The organism is Nodosilinea sp. E11 (assembly GCF_032813545.1).
GTDB lineage: Bacteria > Cyanobacteriota > Cyanobacteriia > Phormidesmidales > Phormidesmidaceae > Nodosilinea.
Map to the genome: position 1 here is coordinate 422,741 of NZ_CP136520.1, position 17,033 is coordinate 439,773.

Here is a 17,033-nt window from a genome sequence, read left to right on the forward strand (position 1 = left end):
CCTGGTTCTCGCTATGAACGCCCGCGAACTGCTCGATGCCTATGCCCGTGGCGATATGGATTTTAAGGGTAAAACTTTGGTAGGAATTGACCTAGCCGGGGCAGATCTGATTGGGGCCAACATGGTGCAGGTCGATCTAGAAAACGCCAACCTGATGCTGGCCTTTTTGACCCGAGTACGGTTTCGCCAAGCCAATTTGTCGCGGGCGCGGCTGGGAGGGGCCAACCTTAACCAGGCCGACCTGTCGGCGGCGATGCTGTGCGATGCCGACCTGCACGGTGCTAGCTTGCAGGGGGCCGACCTGCGCAGCGCTAATATGACCCTGGCCGACCTGCTCGACGCCAACCTCACCGGAGCCGACCTGCGCAACGCCGATCTCAGCGGGGCCAACCTCACCGGAGCCTGCCTGCGGGGAGCCAACCTGCGCCAGGAAAACCGCAAATACTCGACCATCCTGCGGGGGGCCAAGCTGCATCGGGCTGACCTACGGGGCACCAACTTATCGGGCGCTGACCTGGCCTACGTCGATCTCAGTGGGGCCAACCTCAGCGAAGCAGTGCTGCGCGATGCCAACCTCAAGGGGGCAAACCTAAAAGGAGCACTGCTGCGCAACGCCAATCTCAGCGACGTCGACCTCAGCAACAGTTGCCTAGAGTCTGCCGATCTTACCCACTGCCGCTTTCCCCGCAGCAACCTCAGCCAGGCCAACCTCAATGGCGTCAGCGCCAAGGGGGCTGACTTTACCGGAGCCGTCATGGCCCAGGCCCAACTGGATGACTGTCTTCTGGCCGATGCTCGCTTTAGTCGGGCCGACCTGGCTCGCGTCACCTTCCGTCGGTCTATTCTCACCAAAGCCCTTCTGGTAGAAGCCTACCTGGGCCGGGCCGACCTCACCGATGCCGACCTGACCGAGGCGATTCTAGATCGGGCCGAAATTAGCAGCACCACCCTAGTCAATGTGACGCTGACGGGGGCCACCATGCCCGATGGTAGTATTTATGGTTGAACAGGGGCGATCGCCCCGGTGGTTTGAGGTCTGAGCTTTGAAATTTAACTCATCGAAGCTACAACGGTGGGCACAGCTACTCAAGCAACAGGCCTACCGCTGCTGTCTCATGGCCCAGGTGTGGCTGTGGGATACACTGCTGACCACTGCGGCCTGGATTGAGCAAACCGCTGCCCCCCTGCGGCGGGTGGTAGCGGCGGGTGATCTCAGTCGACTGCGGCACGATCTGCTAGAAGAATCTCAGCTAAGCTGGCACTACCTGGTGCTGGTGGTGGGGTCTTGCATTATTGCGACGCTGGGTTTGCTGGCCAACAGTACTGCCGTGATTATCGGCGCAATGCTGATTGCCCCGCTGATGTTGCCGATTCGGGGGGCCGCCTTTGGCATCATTGAGGCCGACCGGGTATTGATGCGATCGAGCATTTTGGCCCTGATCGTCGGCTCGGTGTTGTCGGTGACGATTTCGGCAACGCTAGGCAGGTTGACCGGGGTGGTGCAGTTTGGCAGTGAGGTGATGGCCCGCACTCAGCCAACGCTGCTAGATCTAGGCATTGCCGTGGCGGCTGGGGCGCTGGCTGGGGTGGCCAAGGTTGAACCAAAAATCGCAGGTACCGTGGCAGGTACGGCGATCGCCGTGGCCTTGATGCCGCCGATTTGCGTAGTTGGCCTATGGCTGGGCCAGGGCAATCTAGAGCTGAGCCTGGGAGCGCTGCTGCTCTACATGACCAACCTGTTTGGTATTACCCTGGCCTGCATGGTGGCCTTTGTTCTGTTTGGCTATTCGATGATGCACCAGGCTCGCCGCCCCCTGGGCATTACCCTGATGTTTACGGCCTTGCTGGTGCTGCCGTTGGGAGCAAGTACCCTGCGGCTGCTTCAGCAAAACCAACTCGAAGCCAACGTCAGAACGGCCCTGCTCGATCGCACCGTCACCTTTCAACGCCTGACGCTGGTGGATATGAGCACCAACTGGCTAACCACTCCGCCAGAAATCTCGCTCACGGTACGGGCCTCAGAGCCGGTGTCGCCGACGCAAGTACAGCTATTAGAAGAATTTTTGGCGCGGGAGATGGGGCGCGACTATCGGCTCGTTTTTTTGGTTAGCCAGGTGGCAGCGGTCACCAGTAGCCCACCCGATGAGACCGATGTGGTCGAGTAGGGCTGCCTTAATTGGCTAAGTCCGGGTACTCGGTCACCTCAAACTCAAAGCAGTGCCGCCCCTGGGGATGCTGCCAACGGGCGGCGTCGGGGTTGAAGTTGGTATTTCTCAGCCGGTGGGTGCTGCTGTCGGTGTCGAAGGTGGCGCACAGTTCAAAGGTGCGATCGCCCAGCCGCTCATACTCGTAGGGCTGGTTGGTCAGCGGGTCATTCCTCAGTTCGTTTGGATCTAGAGTCGTGGGCAGCTCAAAGCTGTTGGTCTCCGCTAGGTAGCGGTCGTGAAGGCGCTGGGCGATCGCGGCCACATCCTGCAATCGCTGGCGATCGGCGGCAATGTCGCGCTGCCGTCCTGGCGTGCCCAGCACCCAAAACCCAGCGGCGATCGCTAGCCCTACCGCCACCGTAGCCGCCCCAGTAAACATTCGATCAAAGGTCTTGTGACTCACACGTTCGCTATTCATGGGCCAAACTCTCTTGGTTTAACCGGAGAACCTTAGGGGCAGGCTTGCGCCGAATCCAGTCGAAGTAGTACCACAGCACGCCGCCATCGAGCACCAGCACCACCAGCACCTTGAGCAAAAAGCGCGGCGTCAGCTCGCCCCGCAAAAACGAGGTCAAAAACGCAATCACCGCGCCAATGGCAATGATGGTGGCGATTAGCAGCGTGAGATACGTCAACCATTTGCGCACCCCCGAAAAATACTTTTCGCGGTGGGCTGCCAGGTCGTAGTTGATCTGCCGCATTAGCCCCAGATACACCGGATAGGCCACGATCAGGCGAGCCAAAGCAAAGGCCACCTGCCACGACGGGTCGTTGTAGTAGTTGTTCAAACGGTCGGGAATGAGATGGTTGATAAAGATAAACGCCATCTCTCCCAGGGCTTGCAGCCAAATGCCCAGGGTGACAAATGCCAGCAGATAAAAAAACGCATCGCGCGCCAGTTCGGCTGATGCGCCCTGGGGTGTGGGCAGCGGGCGACCCAGCAGCCCTTCGTAAACTTCAAAAAAGGCCCGCTCGACCTCGCGGGAGGGCCAGCCGTAGTCGCGCAAGAGTTTGCTAATGAACTCGTCGGAGGTGCCGCGATCGCGCGCCAGCAAAATGAACTGCACTAGCTCACTGCGGCGATCGGGGGGTGCGGGAAGGTCTGTACTCATGGGCCTACGGTAATACGCGGCGAATGACCTCACTATACTCAGCGATCCACCTGTTTAACTGGCCTATAAAACCCAAAAACGCATAGATTCGCCTGGTTATAGCCAGAATGCTTAGGGAAAGCGGTGTTTGCCCTGCTCAGCGGCGAATCCATTTGGTGAGTATGCGGATAGGTTGGCCGGTGATGGGATCAAGCTGGGGCTTGCTCCAGGCACGGGGTTCGGCAAAGCCGATGCTGTGGAGATGGGCGATGACGAGTTCCATGCCGCTGGCGGTGCCGATCAGCATGACGCGCACGGGTTCGCGTGGGTCAATGGGCTCTGGGCCGGGTGGGTTGTCGGAAGGGGGCTGGCTGTAAATTTCGCTGTTGGGGATGAAGTCCGACATGGCGATCGGTAAATAAGGGACGAAAGGGATCCAGACCTCCGAGTTTTTGCAAAACTCGGAGGTCTTTTGCCGCAAGCATCTCCACGAAGGGTGCGAAACCCTCCGCAAGATAGGATCCAGATCCCAGGGTTTTTGCAAAACCCTGGGATCTTTTGCTGCAAGAATCTCCACGAAGGGTGCGAAACCCCCACGAGATGGGATCCAGATCCCAGGGTTTTTGCAAAACCCTGGGATCTTTTGCTGCAAGAAGCCAACAAAGGGAGAAAAATCCCCTTGCAAGGTGAGAAACTGAGCTAACGAATCAGCCGCAAAACTTATATGCCATCGTGACATGTCATTTTGTCTTAGTCAAGATGTTTTGTTGTCGTGGCGAAATGTCTCGACATGCCAGAAAGCAGCCCAAAAGAGCCCAAGCCAGAGTCAGCCCTGAAGCAACTGAGAGACCGCCTAGGCCTGACGCAGGAAGAGTTGTCTCGCCGCTGTGGAATACCGCTGCGAACCTATGTGCGCTGGGAGACTGGAGAAGCTACGCCAAGGCCGACGATTCCGCAGGTGAAGGCACTGTGTAGGGAATTGGGGGTTGCGATCGAGGATTTACCTGATGAGTTTGGGCCATCAGGTTAATATAAATTGTTATTGGAATGAAAGGATTCATAAAATAGTAACTATCCTCTAGCCAAATTGAAGGCTAAAGTATAAATCATAGTCTCTTGACTCAAAAATTGTGATAAACCAATTACTAGAGCTTCTTAATCAAGGATGGGTTGGCTCTCTCTTAGGAATTATTGGCCTCATTGCAACGTTTTTAACTATTGAAAATTCACAAAAAAGAAAAGCACTGGCCTATGACATTAAAACCGTGCATCTCATAAAAGATTTTCAATATCAAATTAATGAGCTAAAAATATTGTATAAAGACAAAGAAATCAAAAACCTTTCAGTGTCTCTGATACTAATCTGGAATGATGGAAAGGAAGTAATAAGAAAGAGTGATTTAGCTGAAGGGGATCCTATTAGACTGTGTTTATATCATGGGGAATTTATTGATAAGGCTTTGCTGTCTCATTCTGAAGAAAGAAATCAAATCAAGATGAGGTTGAAATCTAGCAATGAACTTCTACTAAGCTTTGAATATCTTTCTCGCGGCGACAAAGCCGTGATTCAAGTTTTTCACTCAGGCCTGACAGATCTAAAAGGCTCAATAATAGGATCTTTTGATGAACCCATCAGAAAACAGCCTGGGAGTTCTTTAGTGATTTCACTAGCAAGAATAGTATGGATCTATATTCCTTTGCTTACTTCTATTTTGTTGCATTCTAACTTCATGAGGGTTTCTAAATTTTTTATCAATAATTTCCCCGTCTTCGTAGTTGACTCTATATTTTTCAATTTCTACACTTTGTATTTTTTGATTGTTTGTCTTCTTCCCTTTGTCATTTTTGCAATTATCTGCCAGAACTTTCCATTTGGAAAATACAACGCTTTCCTTGATGGGGTTGGGGAGAAGTATCTGGGAATCGTTCATTGGCCTGATGATGCCGGAGAGTCTGTTTTCGGAAAGAGTCTGTCTCGTTCTGTATTTCGGCTGCATTAATTTTTGTCTAGAGCGCAGAACATTGGGCTCTACTACCGTGCCACCCAACCGACCTTTGAAACTACGACCTAGATGTGGCTGAAGACTAGAGGGACGATCGCCCCAGGCGGTCGATTGTCGCGATCGCCAACACATCCCTGTAGGGGCATTGCAGTGTGTCACGCGCTGTAAGGTTGTGGCCCCATCGGCGATATAAGGTTATGCCCCCAGATGCACCTCAAATAGATTCCCATTGCCACAGGAATGACAGATAGGGATCATTGCAAACCAAACGTCCTAAAGATATCGGCTATGGCTCTAGCGGCAGGCATTTCCGTTTTTACGGGAATCCGGGTTAACCATGGGTTGTTTCCTAAGGCCCTGGGCCGACAAAAGCGTTCAGAATGACCTGGGTTACCCTCCATGGCAAAACTTCGACGTTACATTCAGTCGTAAAACACCACTCAAATCAACACCAAACGGCATTGACAATCACCGACAGCCACCCTTGTAGCACCGCTTTTTAACCCTTTTTGAATAGAAATTAACCTTTATGGGTGTCCTGCCAGAGCGATCGCCAGCTTGTTAGGATCGATAGCACATCCATAGCAATGGGAGATTCTATGACTCGCTTTCTCGTAGCCGTAGTCGATGGTGCCAGGGCTTGCTTCTTCAGCTTAGAACCCCTAGCGGCACCGGAGCTAGAATCTGGCCCCGATTTGATGGAGCGCGGTGAATTGCTCAACCCCGCCATTGAAATGGCCGGGCAAGATCTGTGGGCCAACACCAAAACCGGTCGCAATCGGGGGAACGGCAGCCGTGGCCACAGCTACGACGATCACCGGAGCAATCACTTGGTTGAGTTTGAACGCCGCTTTGCCCTGGCCATTGGGGCTCAGATAGACCATCTCATGGTCCACTACGATCTAAACACCCTAGTGCTGGTGGCAGAGCCCCAAATTTTGGGTCTTTTGCGCGAATGCGCGGCGGGCACCTATGGGCGATCTCACCAGGTGCAAGAACTAGCCAAAGACCTGTGCTGGATGAAACCCCGCCAGCTACAGGAATACTTGGCCCAACGAGGGGTGCTGCCTACCCGCCAGGTAGCCCTAGCCGTTGGGCGAACGCCCCAGCGCTGAGCCAAGTCTCCTGCCTCTGTAGACGGGAACGGTCTATATCGCTGGCTATAGCAGATTGAGCTGAGACTCAATCTTTGCGATAGCTAGGCCTGATCAAAGCCACCTAAGGCCAGGGGTTGACTGACCAGAGCCAAGGCCTCGGCCAGCGGTAGGGGGTGGCTAAACAAAAAGCCCTGGCCAATGTCGCAGCCCATAGTTTGCAGGGTCGCCATCTGGGCCGGGGTTTCTATGCCCTCGGCCACGGTGGGTAAGCCTAGCTGGTGGGCAATGTCGATAATTGAGCCGACCAAGATTTTGGCGCGATCGCTGGTGCACAGCTTGTGAATAAACGATCGATCAATTTTCAAACAGTCAATCTCACAGCGCTCTAGGTAATTGAGGCTAGAGTAGCCCGTGCCAAAATCGTCGAGCGAGACCTCAAAGCCAGCGGCGCGGCATTTTCCGATCGCATCAATGGCCTCAATCTCGTTTAAAAAGATCCGCTCTGTGACCTCTAACTTAATCTGTTGGGCATTTACTCCATGGCGGTGGGTACAGGCCAGAAGTCGATCAAAGAAATTGGCCTGTTGAAACTGTCTAGCTGAAATATTGATACTAATAAAAAAGTCGCTGTGCTCTAAACCTAAGTAATCAAACTGATGTTGAAAGTGACGCAGATCGGCGCAGGAATGCTCTAAAATCCAGTCGCCCATGGGCAAAATTAGCGAGGTCTCTTCGGCCAAGGCAACGAACTGTTGAGGGGCCACCATACCGCGTTGGGGGCAGGGCCATCGTAGCAGCGATTCGAACCCAACAATTTTGCGCGTGTTTAAATCTAAAAGGGGCTGATACACCAGCGAGAGTTCGTCATTCCGCACCGCACTTTGTAGGTCCGACTCTAGCTTAATGTCGTCTAAAATTTGCTGGTACTGCTGGCTTCTCACGTAGGCCGTCTCAGGTACAGCTGGTCTGGGCAAGCCAATATGGGGATTGGTCAAGGTCTTGAGATAGGCGTTGTAGGCACGATTGCGGTGAAGGGACACCGCAAGGAGCAACCGCACCATGGGCGATGATGACTCAATGCGCTCTGCCACCTGGGCGGCTGACACCACAATGCAACGGCAGGGGCCAATGGCCTTGGCCGAGGCAGAGCGAGTCGAGGCATCAATAATGCCCATCTCTCCAAAAAAATCGCCGGGACCTAACACATTGAGTTGAAGAGAATCATGGCCGGTGCCAACAAAAATTTCGACATAGCCAGACTCAATGATATAGGCTTTATCGGCAGAATTGCCCTCTGAAAAAATAGTTTCACCAGCATTAAAAAGACGAGTATTACAATCTGGAAATACAGCAATATCGGTTATTAGGGCATTGTGCTCATTAACCGTTGGGTTGGTTTCCATAGTGGCCGGTACCCCAGAGGGTAAAGAACTGGATAAAGCCGTGACTTTTTTCATAACAGGAACAAGTTTGGGAGCCTTACTCTAGCATCCCTTATTTATCTGAGGTCGTTCATAGACCAACTATGAAGTGTCAGTGTTTATTGTGAAAAGTTGTAGTCAATCACAGGATTATCGTAGAGCTGTCACACCTCGCTGTGATCTATATCACAACAGCTTAAGGCTGAATTGTCTAGCACTTAACCGGCGATCGGCAATATCGCTCGGCCTGATCCAGGTTCCCTGGTAGGCTAAGGGCACCCAAAGCACCCACCTAGACCCCGTACCGCCATGACCAATGCCTTGCCTCTGCCCCGCCGTTCTAGCCAGGTCACCGTAGTCGGGGCTGGCAACGTGGGTAGCACATTAGCCCAGCGCTTGCTCGAACGTAACCTGGCCGATGTCGTGCTGGTCGATATTGTGGCTGGGCGCCCCCAGGGGGTAGCCCTTGACCTCTCCCAGGCGGCGGGCAGCGAGGGCCACAACCGCACCATTGTGGGCACCAACGACTACCAAGACACCGCCAACTCAGACATTGTGGTAATTACCGCTGGGCTGCCCCGCCGCCCCGGCATGACCCGCGACGACCTTACCCAGGTCAACGGCAAGATTGTGGTCGATACTCTGCGCCAGGCGCTGGCCGTATCACCTGGGGCCAGCGTAATTGTAGTTACCAATCCGCTCGATGTGATGACTTACTTAGCCTGGCGGGTTAGCGGCTTGCCGCCTCAGCAGGTCATGGGCATGGCCGGGGTGCTCGACTCGGCCCGGTTCCAAACCTTCATTGCCTGGGAGTTGGGGGTGCCTCCCCAGGATGTCTCGGCGATGGTGTTGGGTGGCCACGGCGACCTGATGGTGCCTCTGCCCAGCTACACCACCGTCAGCGGCATTCCGGTGGCTGAGCTGATGCCGGCCTCCCGCTTGCAGGCGTTAATCGATCGCACTCGCAACGGTGGCGCTGAAATTGTGCAACTGCTCAAGCAGGGAGGGGCTTACTATGCCCCAGCCTCTTCTGCCTGTGTGATGGTCGAGGCCATCTTGCGCAATCAGCGGCGAATTTTGCCCCTGGCTGCCCACCTCACGGGCCAGTACGGCCTAGAAGATCTCTGTCTGGGAGTGCCCTGTCGTCTAGGCCAGACCGGCATTGAAGCAATTCTAGAACTGTCGCTTACCCCGACAGAGCAGGCGGCCCTAGAGCGATCGGCAGCGGCGGTTAAAGAGCAGCTGCAGCAGGCCCTGGCGCTCTTAGAATCGTGATCTATGCCATTTAGCCACGGCTAGGGGCTTAGCTTTGGCTCTGGGCCAGGGGGTAATGTGCCTAACCCATCTAGGGAGCCTGAGGCTCAACCTGAGTTACCCTAAACACCTGTTGATCTAAACCCCATGACCTCCACTGCCTTGCCCGAGTTCTTGCGTTATTCTGCCGATCACTACTGGCTAAAAAACGCCCGATTGCCCCTGGTCTGCTTAGATGACTCGGTGCCCTGGAAGACGGCGATCGCAGCCTTAGCCGCCCCACCCGTTTCCGAAGATCTAGTGGCTGCCCATATAGAAATTGAGCATGGACGCATTGCGGCGATTGTGCCCGCCAGTCAGGCCCTGAACCCAGCGCAACCGGCCTGGGACCTGCGCCAGGGTCTAGTATGGCCCTGCTTTGTCGACTGCCATACCCACCTTGACAAAGGCCAAACCTGGTTTCGCCACCCCAACCCCGACGGCACCTTTGACTCAGCCCTAGCGGCCGCCAGCGCCGACCAGCGCCACTGGAGCGCCGCCGACCTCTACCCTCGCATGGACTTTGGGCTGCGGTGTAGCTATGCCCACGGCACCCAGGCGGTGCGCACCCATTTAGATGCCCTCAATGGGCAGGCCGACATTAGCTTTGCGGTGTTTGATCGGCTGCGGCAGGAGTGGGCAGGCAAAATTGCCCTCCAAGCCGTGTCCCTGGTGTCGATGGACTACTACGATGACCCCGCCGCCGAGACCTTGGCCGATACCGTTGCCCGCTACGGCGGTATTCTAGGCGGCGTAATCTACCCCCAACCCGGTATTGAAGCCCAGATCGATCGCGCCTTTGCCCTGGCTGAAGCTCGGGGGCTAGACCTCGACTTTCATGTCGATGAGAGCCTTGACCCCGAGGCCGAGGGGTTGCGCATCGTAGCCGAAACCAAGCTGCGGCGAGGGTTTAGGGGCCGGGTTAACTGCGGTCACTGCTGTAGTCTGTCGGTACAGGCCAGCGATCGCGCCCAATCTACCCTCGCTCGGCTCAAAGCCGCCGACATTAGCGTCGTCAGCCTACCCCTGTGCAATCTCTATCTGCAAGACCGACAGCCCGGCACCATGCCCCGCTACCGAGGGGTTACCCTACTGCCCGAGCTGCGCCAGTTTGAGGTGGCCGTCGCCCTAGCCAGCGACAACTGCCGCGATGCCTTTTTTGCCTACGGCGACCACGACATGGTGGAGGTGTTTACCCATTCGGTTCGTATTGGCCAGCTCGATCGCCCCATCGGCGACTGGCCCCTGGCGGTAACCCGCACCCCAGCAAAAATTATGGGTCTAGAGGCTGGGTTGATCGGGGTAGGTCGCCCCGCCGATTTAGTTCTGTTCAAAGCTCGCAGCTTTAGCGAGCTGCTGTCGCGGCCCCAGGGCGATCGCAGGGTGCTGCGCCAGGGTACCGCCATCGACACCACCCCGCCCGACTACGCCGAACTCGATGCCCTGATGGGTCTAAGCTAAATCGGTGGTTGCAATTAAACGTAGGATGGGGCAAAGGGCCATACCCGTGCCCATCGCCCTGATGATGGGCACGCGATGCTTTGCCCATCCTACGCGGGGTTTATATTTAATTGAGCCTTCCTACTTAGCCGCGGGGAACCTTACCCCCAACAACCTGGAAAACCGAACCCCGCTCTAACCCTAGGTTTGCTAGGCTTGAGCCACAACTAGATTGAGCGTTGTCTGCCCTGGCTTTAGCCGCACCCGCTGCGACCCTCAGGGCCAGAGTTGACTACAATAAAATCGCTCTGCAGAGCAAGATTAGGCGCAGGTTTATAGGAGGACGGGAATGGCTGCTACGGGCTTTAAAGACTATTACGCCGTGTTGGGGGTTAGCCGCACCGCGGATGCCGACGATATTAAGCAGTCGTTTCGCAAACTAGCCCGCAAGTACCACCCCGACGTTAACCCCAACGACAAAACCGCCGAGGCCAAGTTTAAGGAGGTCAGTGAAGCCTACGAGGTGCTCTCTGACCCCGACAAGCGGAAGAAGTATGACCAGTATGGGCAATACTGGCAGCAGGCCAGCCGGGCTGGGGCCGGCACCCCCTACGGTAGCCCGGGCGACATGGGCGGTTTTGACTTTAGCAACTATGGCAGCTTCGATGAGTTTATCAACGAACTGCTGGGCCGCTTTGCCACCTCTGGCGGCAGTGGCCGCACTTACCCCTACGGCACCCCGGCAGGCGGGCCGAGCGGGGCAGGGTTTGGCTATGACCCCAGTGTCGGTCAATCCTTTGATCAGGAGGCCTCCATTCGCCTCACCTTTAGTGAAGCCTTCCACGGAGCCCAAAAGCGACTACGCATTGGCAATGACAATGTTGAGGTGCGCATTCCCCCAGGGGCAAAACAGGGCAGCAAAATTCGACTCAAGGGCAAAGGCCCCCTCAACCCTTACACCAAGCAGCCCGCCGATATTTATCTAGTCGTGCAGCTCGATACTCACAGCTTCTTTAAGCTAGAAGGCGATAGCCTCACCGCTGAGGTGCCCATTGCCCCCGACGAAGCCGTGTTGGGCGGCAAAATTGATGTGCCCACCCCCGATGGCAGCGTGACTATGAACCTACCGGCAGGCACTCGCTCGGGCCAGAGCCTGCGGCTGCGGGGGAAGGGCTGGCCTCGCCCCAAGGGCGATCGCGGCGACCTGCTGATCAAAGTTGTGATCACCCCACCCGCTAGCCTCAGCGACAGCGAGCGTCAGCTCTACGAGCAAATTCGCCAGAGCCGCACCGTTAGCCCCCGCCAAAGCTTGGTCAACAACCATCTCTAATACCGAATCCGAATTCCATACCCCCAATATCCAACCAGCCAACCGTAGGGGCGCATGGCATGCGCCCTGCCGAACCGGGGGTTAACCAAACAGGATTTAGTATAGAACCCAGCAACAAAAAGCCCCAGGGGCTTCCTTAGAGAAGCATCCTAGGGCTGGCTTAGCCGAGACAGGACTGAGCGCTTAAATCTCCTCAGCCCGGCTGAGGTCGCCGTAGAGTAGGCTCAGCAGGGCACCGCAGCCCAGCAGTTTTAGGGCTTCAAGGCCAAAGTAGAGGCCGTGCATTTGGTTCATGGCGGCGGGCACTTCAAGGGTGGTGGCAAAGGGGTCTAGGGCGGTGCCCAGGGCACCCATGGCCGGGGCCACGGCGTAGGTGAGCACTAGGGTCACTGCCAGTAGGCCTAGGCCTAGCTCCATGGCCCAGCGGCTGCGTAGGCCGCTAGCGACAACAGGCCGCTGGGGGCGAGACTGGCGAGCTACCAACAGCCCGGTCAAAATGACTCCGGCACACAGTAGTTCTAAACGGTTAAACACCCAAAACATGGCGTAGCCCGTCGAGCCAAAGTCAGGCTGGCTCATCATGCCCCCCACAAACAAACCGGGCATAATGACAAAATCCATCAGCAGACTGCTGCTGAACCAAAACATCAGCGCAAACAAAACCGCTCCCACCCAGCGGGTGGGCCGAGCAGCGGCAGGGTTAGACAGGGTATTCATCAATGTATGCCTTGTGAAATGATGATGAGTGAAGCGGGATGAAGCACTCGCTATTCAGCTGAGTTCTTTATTTATCAATGATTTCAGCCTAGCTAACTTTGCTGGCTACTGGTGTGAACTATTCTTTCAGCGACGCTATTTTTTCGCCGTTGTAATGTTGCGATACAAAGGCTGAGAGCGTTGCAGAATAGGGCTCTAGGGGCAGTGTAGGGAGAGTTAGGTGAATCAGCGCGAGAAAAATCGTAACGTGCTGTTATAAACGCCGGTTGAGTCGCCTCTGTTCCCTGGGGCGGAGCCGCATTGGTGAGTCTCTCAGCAATGCCCACTAAGCTAAGGGACTTTTGAAAAATGGTTTCTTTAAGGGTGGGCAGTGCCCATCATACAGCGGCTACAGTCACTGGATTGAGGCTGGTATCTTCTTTCCTGGAAACCGCCTAAGGCTGGGAATGTTGGCCGTGGTATAGCTGTAGCCAGTCTGGTTAAGACATTTATCTCTAGAACGTTCAAACGTTCAAACGTTCTGCAGGTTTTGGATGTTCTAACCTAGGTGACTATGGCCATACAAAGACGATGGCTATCTTTGACTACCATTCACCCACCCTCGCTGTTCTCACGGAAATCGACAGACTACCCGACCCAAAATATTGGTCTGGGCAACCAGGCCAAAGTCACGGCTGTCGGTGCTGGCTGCTGCGTTGAGCCCCTTTAAGAAACAGCCGTCAGCATCCACATACACCACCCATTTGATCAGCCATAGCTCTGGTTGGCGGGGATGGCGGGCCACCACCAAGTCTCCCGGTTGGGGTACTTGTTGACGATAGGCGGTGGGATCGATCAAAACTTCGCTGCCCGCCTCTAGCAAAGGCAGCATGGACTCGCCAACTACGCGCAACCGCCGCCGCTGACGCAGTAGCCACAGCACTACATCGGTGACCTGACTGCGGCGCAACTGCGACGGCGGAGTAACGGCAAAAGCATGATTCACTAGCAACGAACCGGAACGTTAAGCCACAACGTTGAGGTACAAAACGGAGAAGGGATAGAGCCACCTAAGCTTGGATGGCTCTATCCCTTCTCCTCCAGCTAAGCTTAACTAGCTAGCGGTGTACCAAGAGACATCGCGGTTCTTGGTAGCCCAAAACATTGTGTGGACCTTCTGCACCGCTTCCATCAGTTCGGTCGCGTGCTGTACGCTGACCTCTACTTTGCAGGCCGAGCAGAGCTTGGCGGCTTTCCAGAAGGTGTCGTGCAGGTCGGGGAACTGCTCTAGGTGTACAGGCTTAAAGTAGTCGGTCCAGAGAACCAGCAGTTCGTCTTTGGCGATTTGGGCCTGCTCTTCTTTAATGGCAGTAAAGCGGGCAAAGGTGTTGTGGTAAGCCACAGAAGCCGCCTTGTCGCCGCTGGTGGGCTGCTCTAGATCGACTAGTTTTTTGGTCATTGACAGCACCGCTTCGGCGGCTACCCGAGCCGAAGACGGGTCGTAAACGCCGCAGGGGCCATCGCAGTGGGCGTGTACCTCAGCAGCGGGGAACCATGCCTGTAGCTTGGCAATTGCTTGATTGAGCATAATCATCCTGGTAGTGAATGGGTAAAAGCGTTGAAACCGAAACTTTCCGCGATTTCTATGGCCTCTGGCCTCACTTGCCCCCTCACCCGCTCTGGATTAAGCATCCCTATGCCAGGCAGGGGGATTGGTCGGGCCACGTTTCACATTGTTAACGCTATTGAGCCCTTCCGCAACCTTTGCCCTGGCTTTGGTCGGCAGATTTATCGCTGTAGCCAGTCCGGTTAAGACATTTCTCCTAAGAACGTTTGAACATTCGAACATTCGGTTTCTGGATGTCCTAACCCGGTGACTATGGCTATAACTCCAGGTCTAGCGGCTTGAGAGTTGCGATCGCGCCTGCTTTGCAGTACTTTTGTACGACTTCGGATTAAGTTGCTGGGCTGTTTTACCGGTTGGAGAGCTATGGCTGTTTATCGACTGCGTTTTTGGCGGCGATCGCTCGCGTTATTGGCCCTGGGCCTCGGTCTGGCTGGCTGTGGTGATCTACTGCTCGTCACTCGTTGGCGCACCCCTGTCGACCTCTCGACCTTACCCCCCTGCGTCGACGATGACTGCAACTGCGGCGATTTTGCCGCCCAGGCCCAGGCGCAAGCGGTGCTAGACGCCTTTGCAGGCGACCCCTACGGCCTCGATGGTGACGGCAATGGTCAGGCCTGTGAGCGACTGCCCACGGTGCTGCCACCCTCCGATCCGCCAGCGCCAGCCTCAACTAACCCGCACCTGGCGCTGGGCAATCCTAGCCAGGCGGCTACTACCAACCCCAACAATTACTTAATTCAGCGGGATCAGTATGTTCTCAGCTATAACCGCGATCGCAACGGGTTGAACTGGGCCAGTTGGGAGGTCGATGCCGCCTGGCTTGGCTCTGTGGGGCGTCAAGACAACTTTCGCCCCGACGGTGGACTGCCCGCCGGATTTTATCAGGTTACCCCTAACGACTACCGGGGCAGTGGCTACGATCGTGGCCATGTGGTGCCCTCAGGCGATCGCACCCGCACCGTGGCCGATAACGCCGCCACATTTTTAATGACCAATATCATGCCCCAGGCCCCCGAAAACAACCGTGGCCCCTGGCGAGAACTGGAAGAATACGGGCGATCGCTCGTCTATCAATACGATCGCAGCCTGCATGTCTTTGCCGGGGCCTATGGTAGCCAAGGTGATGTGGGCAACCGGGCGATCGCCATCCCCTCGCGTCTATGGAAAATCGTGGTGGTCTACGATCAGCTTAGCGATGGCAGCCTAGAGGTCAGTGGCGACACCCAAATCATTGCTGTAGATCTGCCCAACACAAATCAAGTGGTGTCAGACTGGCGTCATTATCAAACCTCGATCCAGCGCATTGAGATAGCAACGGGCTACACCTTTCTAGAAAACCTGCCCCCAGCGCTCCAGACTACGCTAAAAGCGAACGCTGGCCAGTAGCTCAGACACTGCATTCCAGGAGTGATGATGATCGCCTATAATGGCAAGGAGATCCCTATGTTATTGGGTTCTTAATATGTAAGATAGTTGATTTAGTGGATTACCATTTCAAATTTTGCGAGGTAGCAGATATTTAAAGTATGGGTTAATTGATTATTTTATTTTTGACTAAAACAGCTATAAAAGTCTGGGACATCTATTTTTGTGGTTAATCCAATGGTCTTTGGCTGATGTTGTCCGCTAAGTCTTAAGCTTACTTAGGCCTACCTTTGACATTAGGTTCATCTGAGTTCACGGGCTAGAGCCCTGATCTAAACATTGCTCCTATCAGCTCTAAGGCTAGCTCGTCCCCTAGATCGCTCATCAGTTTTCAGCTGTTGCATTTATCCTTGGCCTCGGGTGCTAGTGGTGTTTAGGGCAAGGCGTTGTCAGGCAGCATCGGCTAGCTAAGGCCACTCTCTAGCTTTTTCAAAGAGAACCCGCTAAACTCTTACCCTTGATGCTTACCTGAGGAGGTTAGTCTGCTTCATCATTAGTTCGTTGGCTGGTTTGGGTTAAGAAACCAGCTTCATCTCAAATGTCTATAGAAAACTGATCAATTTAATTACTCTTAGTTTTTTTATGTCTAACAGGTACGGTTTAAAGCGGCTGTCTATATTTGTAGACGGCAATAATATGTTCTATGCTCAGCAAAAAAATGGCTGGTTTTTTGACCCCAAACGAGTATTGGAGTATTTCCTAGGATTAGACGGAGGCGCTACCCTAGTCAATGCCTTTTGGTATACCGGCCTCAAAGACCCCCAAGACCAGCGAGGCTTTCGAGATGCCCTGATCAGCTTAGGCTATACCGTTCGTACTAAAATCCTCAAAGAATACTACGACGATACTTCAGGACGATATTCCCAAAAAGCCAACCTTGATATTGAAATTGCCATCGACATGTTTAACACGGTCGATCAATACGATGAAGTGGTTTTATTTAGTGGGGATGGCGACTTCGAACGAGCCATTGAACTACTGCGATCGAAAAATACCCACATCACAGTGGTCTCGACGGAAGGGATGATTGCCCGCGAACTGCGGAATGCCACAGATCGCTACATCGATCTCAACAGCGTCCGCAAATACATTGAAAAAGACTGAGGGGCTAAGCAGCCAAGCTCAAACCCCACAGGATTTAGCCGGCAGGTGTTTTGAGCCCTTTCTTCAAACAAAGTTGAAAAGGGCTCGGTCCTGCGATCGCCCTGCGCTGCTATACTAATTGACTGTGAATATCTCTTGCTTGCCGATGTGGCTCAGTGGTAGAGCACTCGATTCGTAATCGAGCGGTCGCGGGTTCAAATCCCGCCATCGGCTTTTAGTGGCAATAGGCATTTTGCCCATTTGACAATGGGGCCAAATCTGGGTCAAGGCTGCTGCCGCTTTGGAACCGCTAGGTAGAA

Annotated in this window: 17 protein-coding genes and 1 tRNA gene; 11 read left to right on the top strand and 7 right to left on the bottom strand. The window is 54.7% G+C overall.

Features of this window, described 5'->3' with window-relative positions:
• The first annotated feature begins 13 nt into the window (after positions 1–13).
• Both RRF56_RS04400 and RRF56_RS04405 read left to right on the top strand, forming a co-directional pair.
• On the top strand, positions 14–1,006 hold the full coding sequence (locus RRF56_RS04400; RefSeq protein ID WP_317036413.1) for a pentapeptide repeat-containing protein: 993 nt from the start codon (positions 14–16) through the stop codon (positions 1,004–1,006).
• A 37-nt stretch (positions 1,007–1,043) separates the two neighbouring features.
• On the top strand, positions 1,044–2,165 hold the full coding sequence (locus RRF56_RS04405; protein ID WP_317036414.1) for a DUF389 domain-containing protein: 1,122 nt from the start codon (positions 1,044–1,046) through the stop codon (positions 2,163–2,165).
• A gap of 7 nt (positions 2,166–2,172) precedes the next feature.
• Here the strand turns inward: RRF56_RS04405 and RRF56_RS04410 are convergent, their stop codons facing one another.
• The 3 genes from RRF56_RS04410 to RRF56_RS04420 form a co-directional block, all read right to left on the bottom strand.
• Entirely contained in the window at positions 2,173–2,625 is a 453-nt protein-coding gene (locus RRF56_RS04410; RefSeq protein ID WP_317036415.1) for a hypothetical protein, read from the bottom strand.
• A complete protein-coding gene (locus RRF56_RS04415; protein WP_317036416.1) occupies positions 2,618–3,319 on the bottom strand; it encodes a DUF5671 domain-containing protein in 702 nt (233 codons plus the stop codon). The genes RRF56_RS04410 and RRF56_RS04415 overlap by 8 nt, the downstream gene beginning before the upstream one ends.
• Positions 3,320–3,455: 136 nt before the next feature.
• Entirely contained in the window at positions 3,456–3,704 is a 249-nt protein-coding gene (locus tag RRF56_RS04420; RefSeq protein WP_317036417.1) for a hypothetical protein, read from the bottom strand.
• Positions 3,705–4,088: 384 nt separating this feature from the next.
• Here RRF56_RS04420 and RRF56_RS04425 point away from each other — a divergent pair, with 384 nt between their 5' ends.
• The 3 genes from RRF56_RS04425 to RRF56_RS04435 all read left to right on the top strand — a co-directional run bounded on the left by RRF56_RS04425 (position 4,089) and on the right by RRF56_RS04435 (position 6,416).
• Positions 4,089–4,328, top strand: a complete 240-nt coding sequence (locus tag RRF56_RS04425; RefSeq protein WP_317036418.1) for a helix-turn-helix transcriptional regulator — start codon at positions 4,089–4,091, stop codon at positions 4,326–4,328.
• 100 nt (positions 4,329–4,428) lie between these two features.
• Positions 4,429–5,298: a hypothetical protein gene (locus RRF56_RS04430; protein WP_317036419.1), complete on the top strand. Its 870-nt coding sequence runs from the start codon at positions 4,429–4,431 to the stop codon at positions 5,296–5,298.
• Positions 5,299–5,900: 602 nt separating this feature from the next.
• Positions 5,901–6,416 carry a host attachment protein gene (locus RRF56_RS04435; RefSeq protein ID WP_317036420.1) on the top strand — a complete coding sequence of 172 codons (516 nt, stop codon included), beginning with the start codon at positions 5,901–5,903 and terminating at the stop codon, positions 6,414–6,416.
• A gap of 83 nt (positions 6,417–6,499) precedes the next feature.
• On the opposite strand, the gene RRF56_RS04440 is transcribed toward RRF56_RS04435, so the two are convergent.
• The gene (locus RRF56_RS04440; RefSeq protein ID WP_317036421.1) at positions 6,500–7,801 is read right to left on the bottom strand and encodes an EAL domain-containing protein; all 1,302 of its coding nucleotides are present in this window, start codon (positions 7,799–7,801) and stop codon (positions 6,500–6,502) included.
• Between the two features lie 327 nt (positions 7,802–8,128).
• Here RRF56_RS04440 and mdh point away from each other — a divergent pair, with 327 nt between their 5' ends.
• From mdh to RRF56_RS04455, 3 genes are all read left to right on the top strand, one after another.
• On the top strand, positions 8,129–9,094 hold the full coding sequence (gene mdh / locus RRF56_RS04445; RefSeq protein ID WP_317036422.1) for a malate dehydrogenase: 966 nt from the start codon (positions 8,129–8,131) through the stop codon (positions 9,092–9,094).
• 126 nt (positions 9,095–9,220) lie between these two features.
• Positions 9,221–10,573, top strand: a complete 1,353-nt coding sequence (locus tag RRF56_RS04450; RefSeq protein ID WP_317036423.1) for a cytosine deaminase — start codon at positions 9,221–9,223, stop codon at positions 10,571–10,573.
• A 328-nt stretch (positions 10,574–10,901) separates the two neighbouring features.
• Positions 10,902–11,882: a DnaJ C-terminal domain-containing protein gene (locus RRF56_RS04455; protein ID WP_317036424.1), complete on the top strand. Its 981-nt coding sequence runs from the start codon at positions 10,902–10,904 to the stop codon at positions 11,880–11,882.
• A 183-nt stretch (positions 11,883–12,065) separates the two neighbouring features.
• On the opposite strand, the gene RRF56_RS04460 is transcribed toward RRF56_RS04455, so the two are convergent.
• The 3 genes from RRF56_RS04460 to sodN all read right to left on the bottom strand — a co-directional run bounded on the left by RRF56_RS04460 (position 12,066) and on the right by sodN (position 14,166).
• Entirely contained in the window at positions 12,066–12,599 is a 534-nt protein-coding gene (locus RRF56_RS04460) for a DUF4149 domain-containing protein (protein ID WP_317036425.1), read from the bottom strand.
• A gap of 610 nt (positions 12,600–13,209) precedes the next feature.
• On the bottom strand, positions 13,210–13,584 hold the full coding sequence (gene sodX, locus RRF56_RS04465) for a nickel-type superoxide dismutase maturation protease (RefSeq protein WP_317036426.1): 375 nt from the start codon (positions 13,582–13,584) through the stop codon (positions 13,210–13,212).
• Between the two features lie 108 nt (positions 13,585–13,692).
• Complete coding sequence (gene sodN / locus RRF56_RS04470) at positions 13,693–14,166, bottom strand: superoxide dismutase, Ni (RefSeq protein ID WP_317036427.1); 474 nt, start codon at positions 14,164–14,166, stop codon at positions 13,693–13,695.
• A gap of 402 nt (positions 14,167–14,568) precedes the next feature.
• On the opposite strand from sodN, the gene RRF56_RS04475 reads away from it, so the two are divergent.
• From RRF56_RS04475 to RRF56_RS04485, 3 genes are all read left to right on the top strand, one after another.
• Positions 14,569–15,591 (top strand): DNA/RNA non-specific endonuclease, encoded by a 1,023-nt coding sequence (locus tag RRF56_RS04475; protein ID WP_317036428.1) that lies wholly within the window; start codon positions 14,569–14,571, stop codon positions 15,589–15,591.
• Positions 15,592–16,212: 621 nt separating this feature from the next.
• Positions 16,213–16,734: an NYN domain-containing protein gene (locus RRF56_RS04480; RefSeq protein ID WP_317036429.1), complete on the top strand. Its 522-nt coding sequence runs from the start codon at positions 16,213–16,215 to the stop codon at positions 16,732–16,734.
• Positions 16,735–16,875: 141 nt separating this feature from the next.
• A tRNA-Thr gene (locus RRF56_RS04485) sits at positions 16,876–16,947 on the top strand.
• Positions 16,948–17,033: the final 86 nt, after the last annotated feature.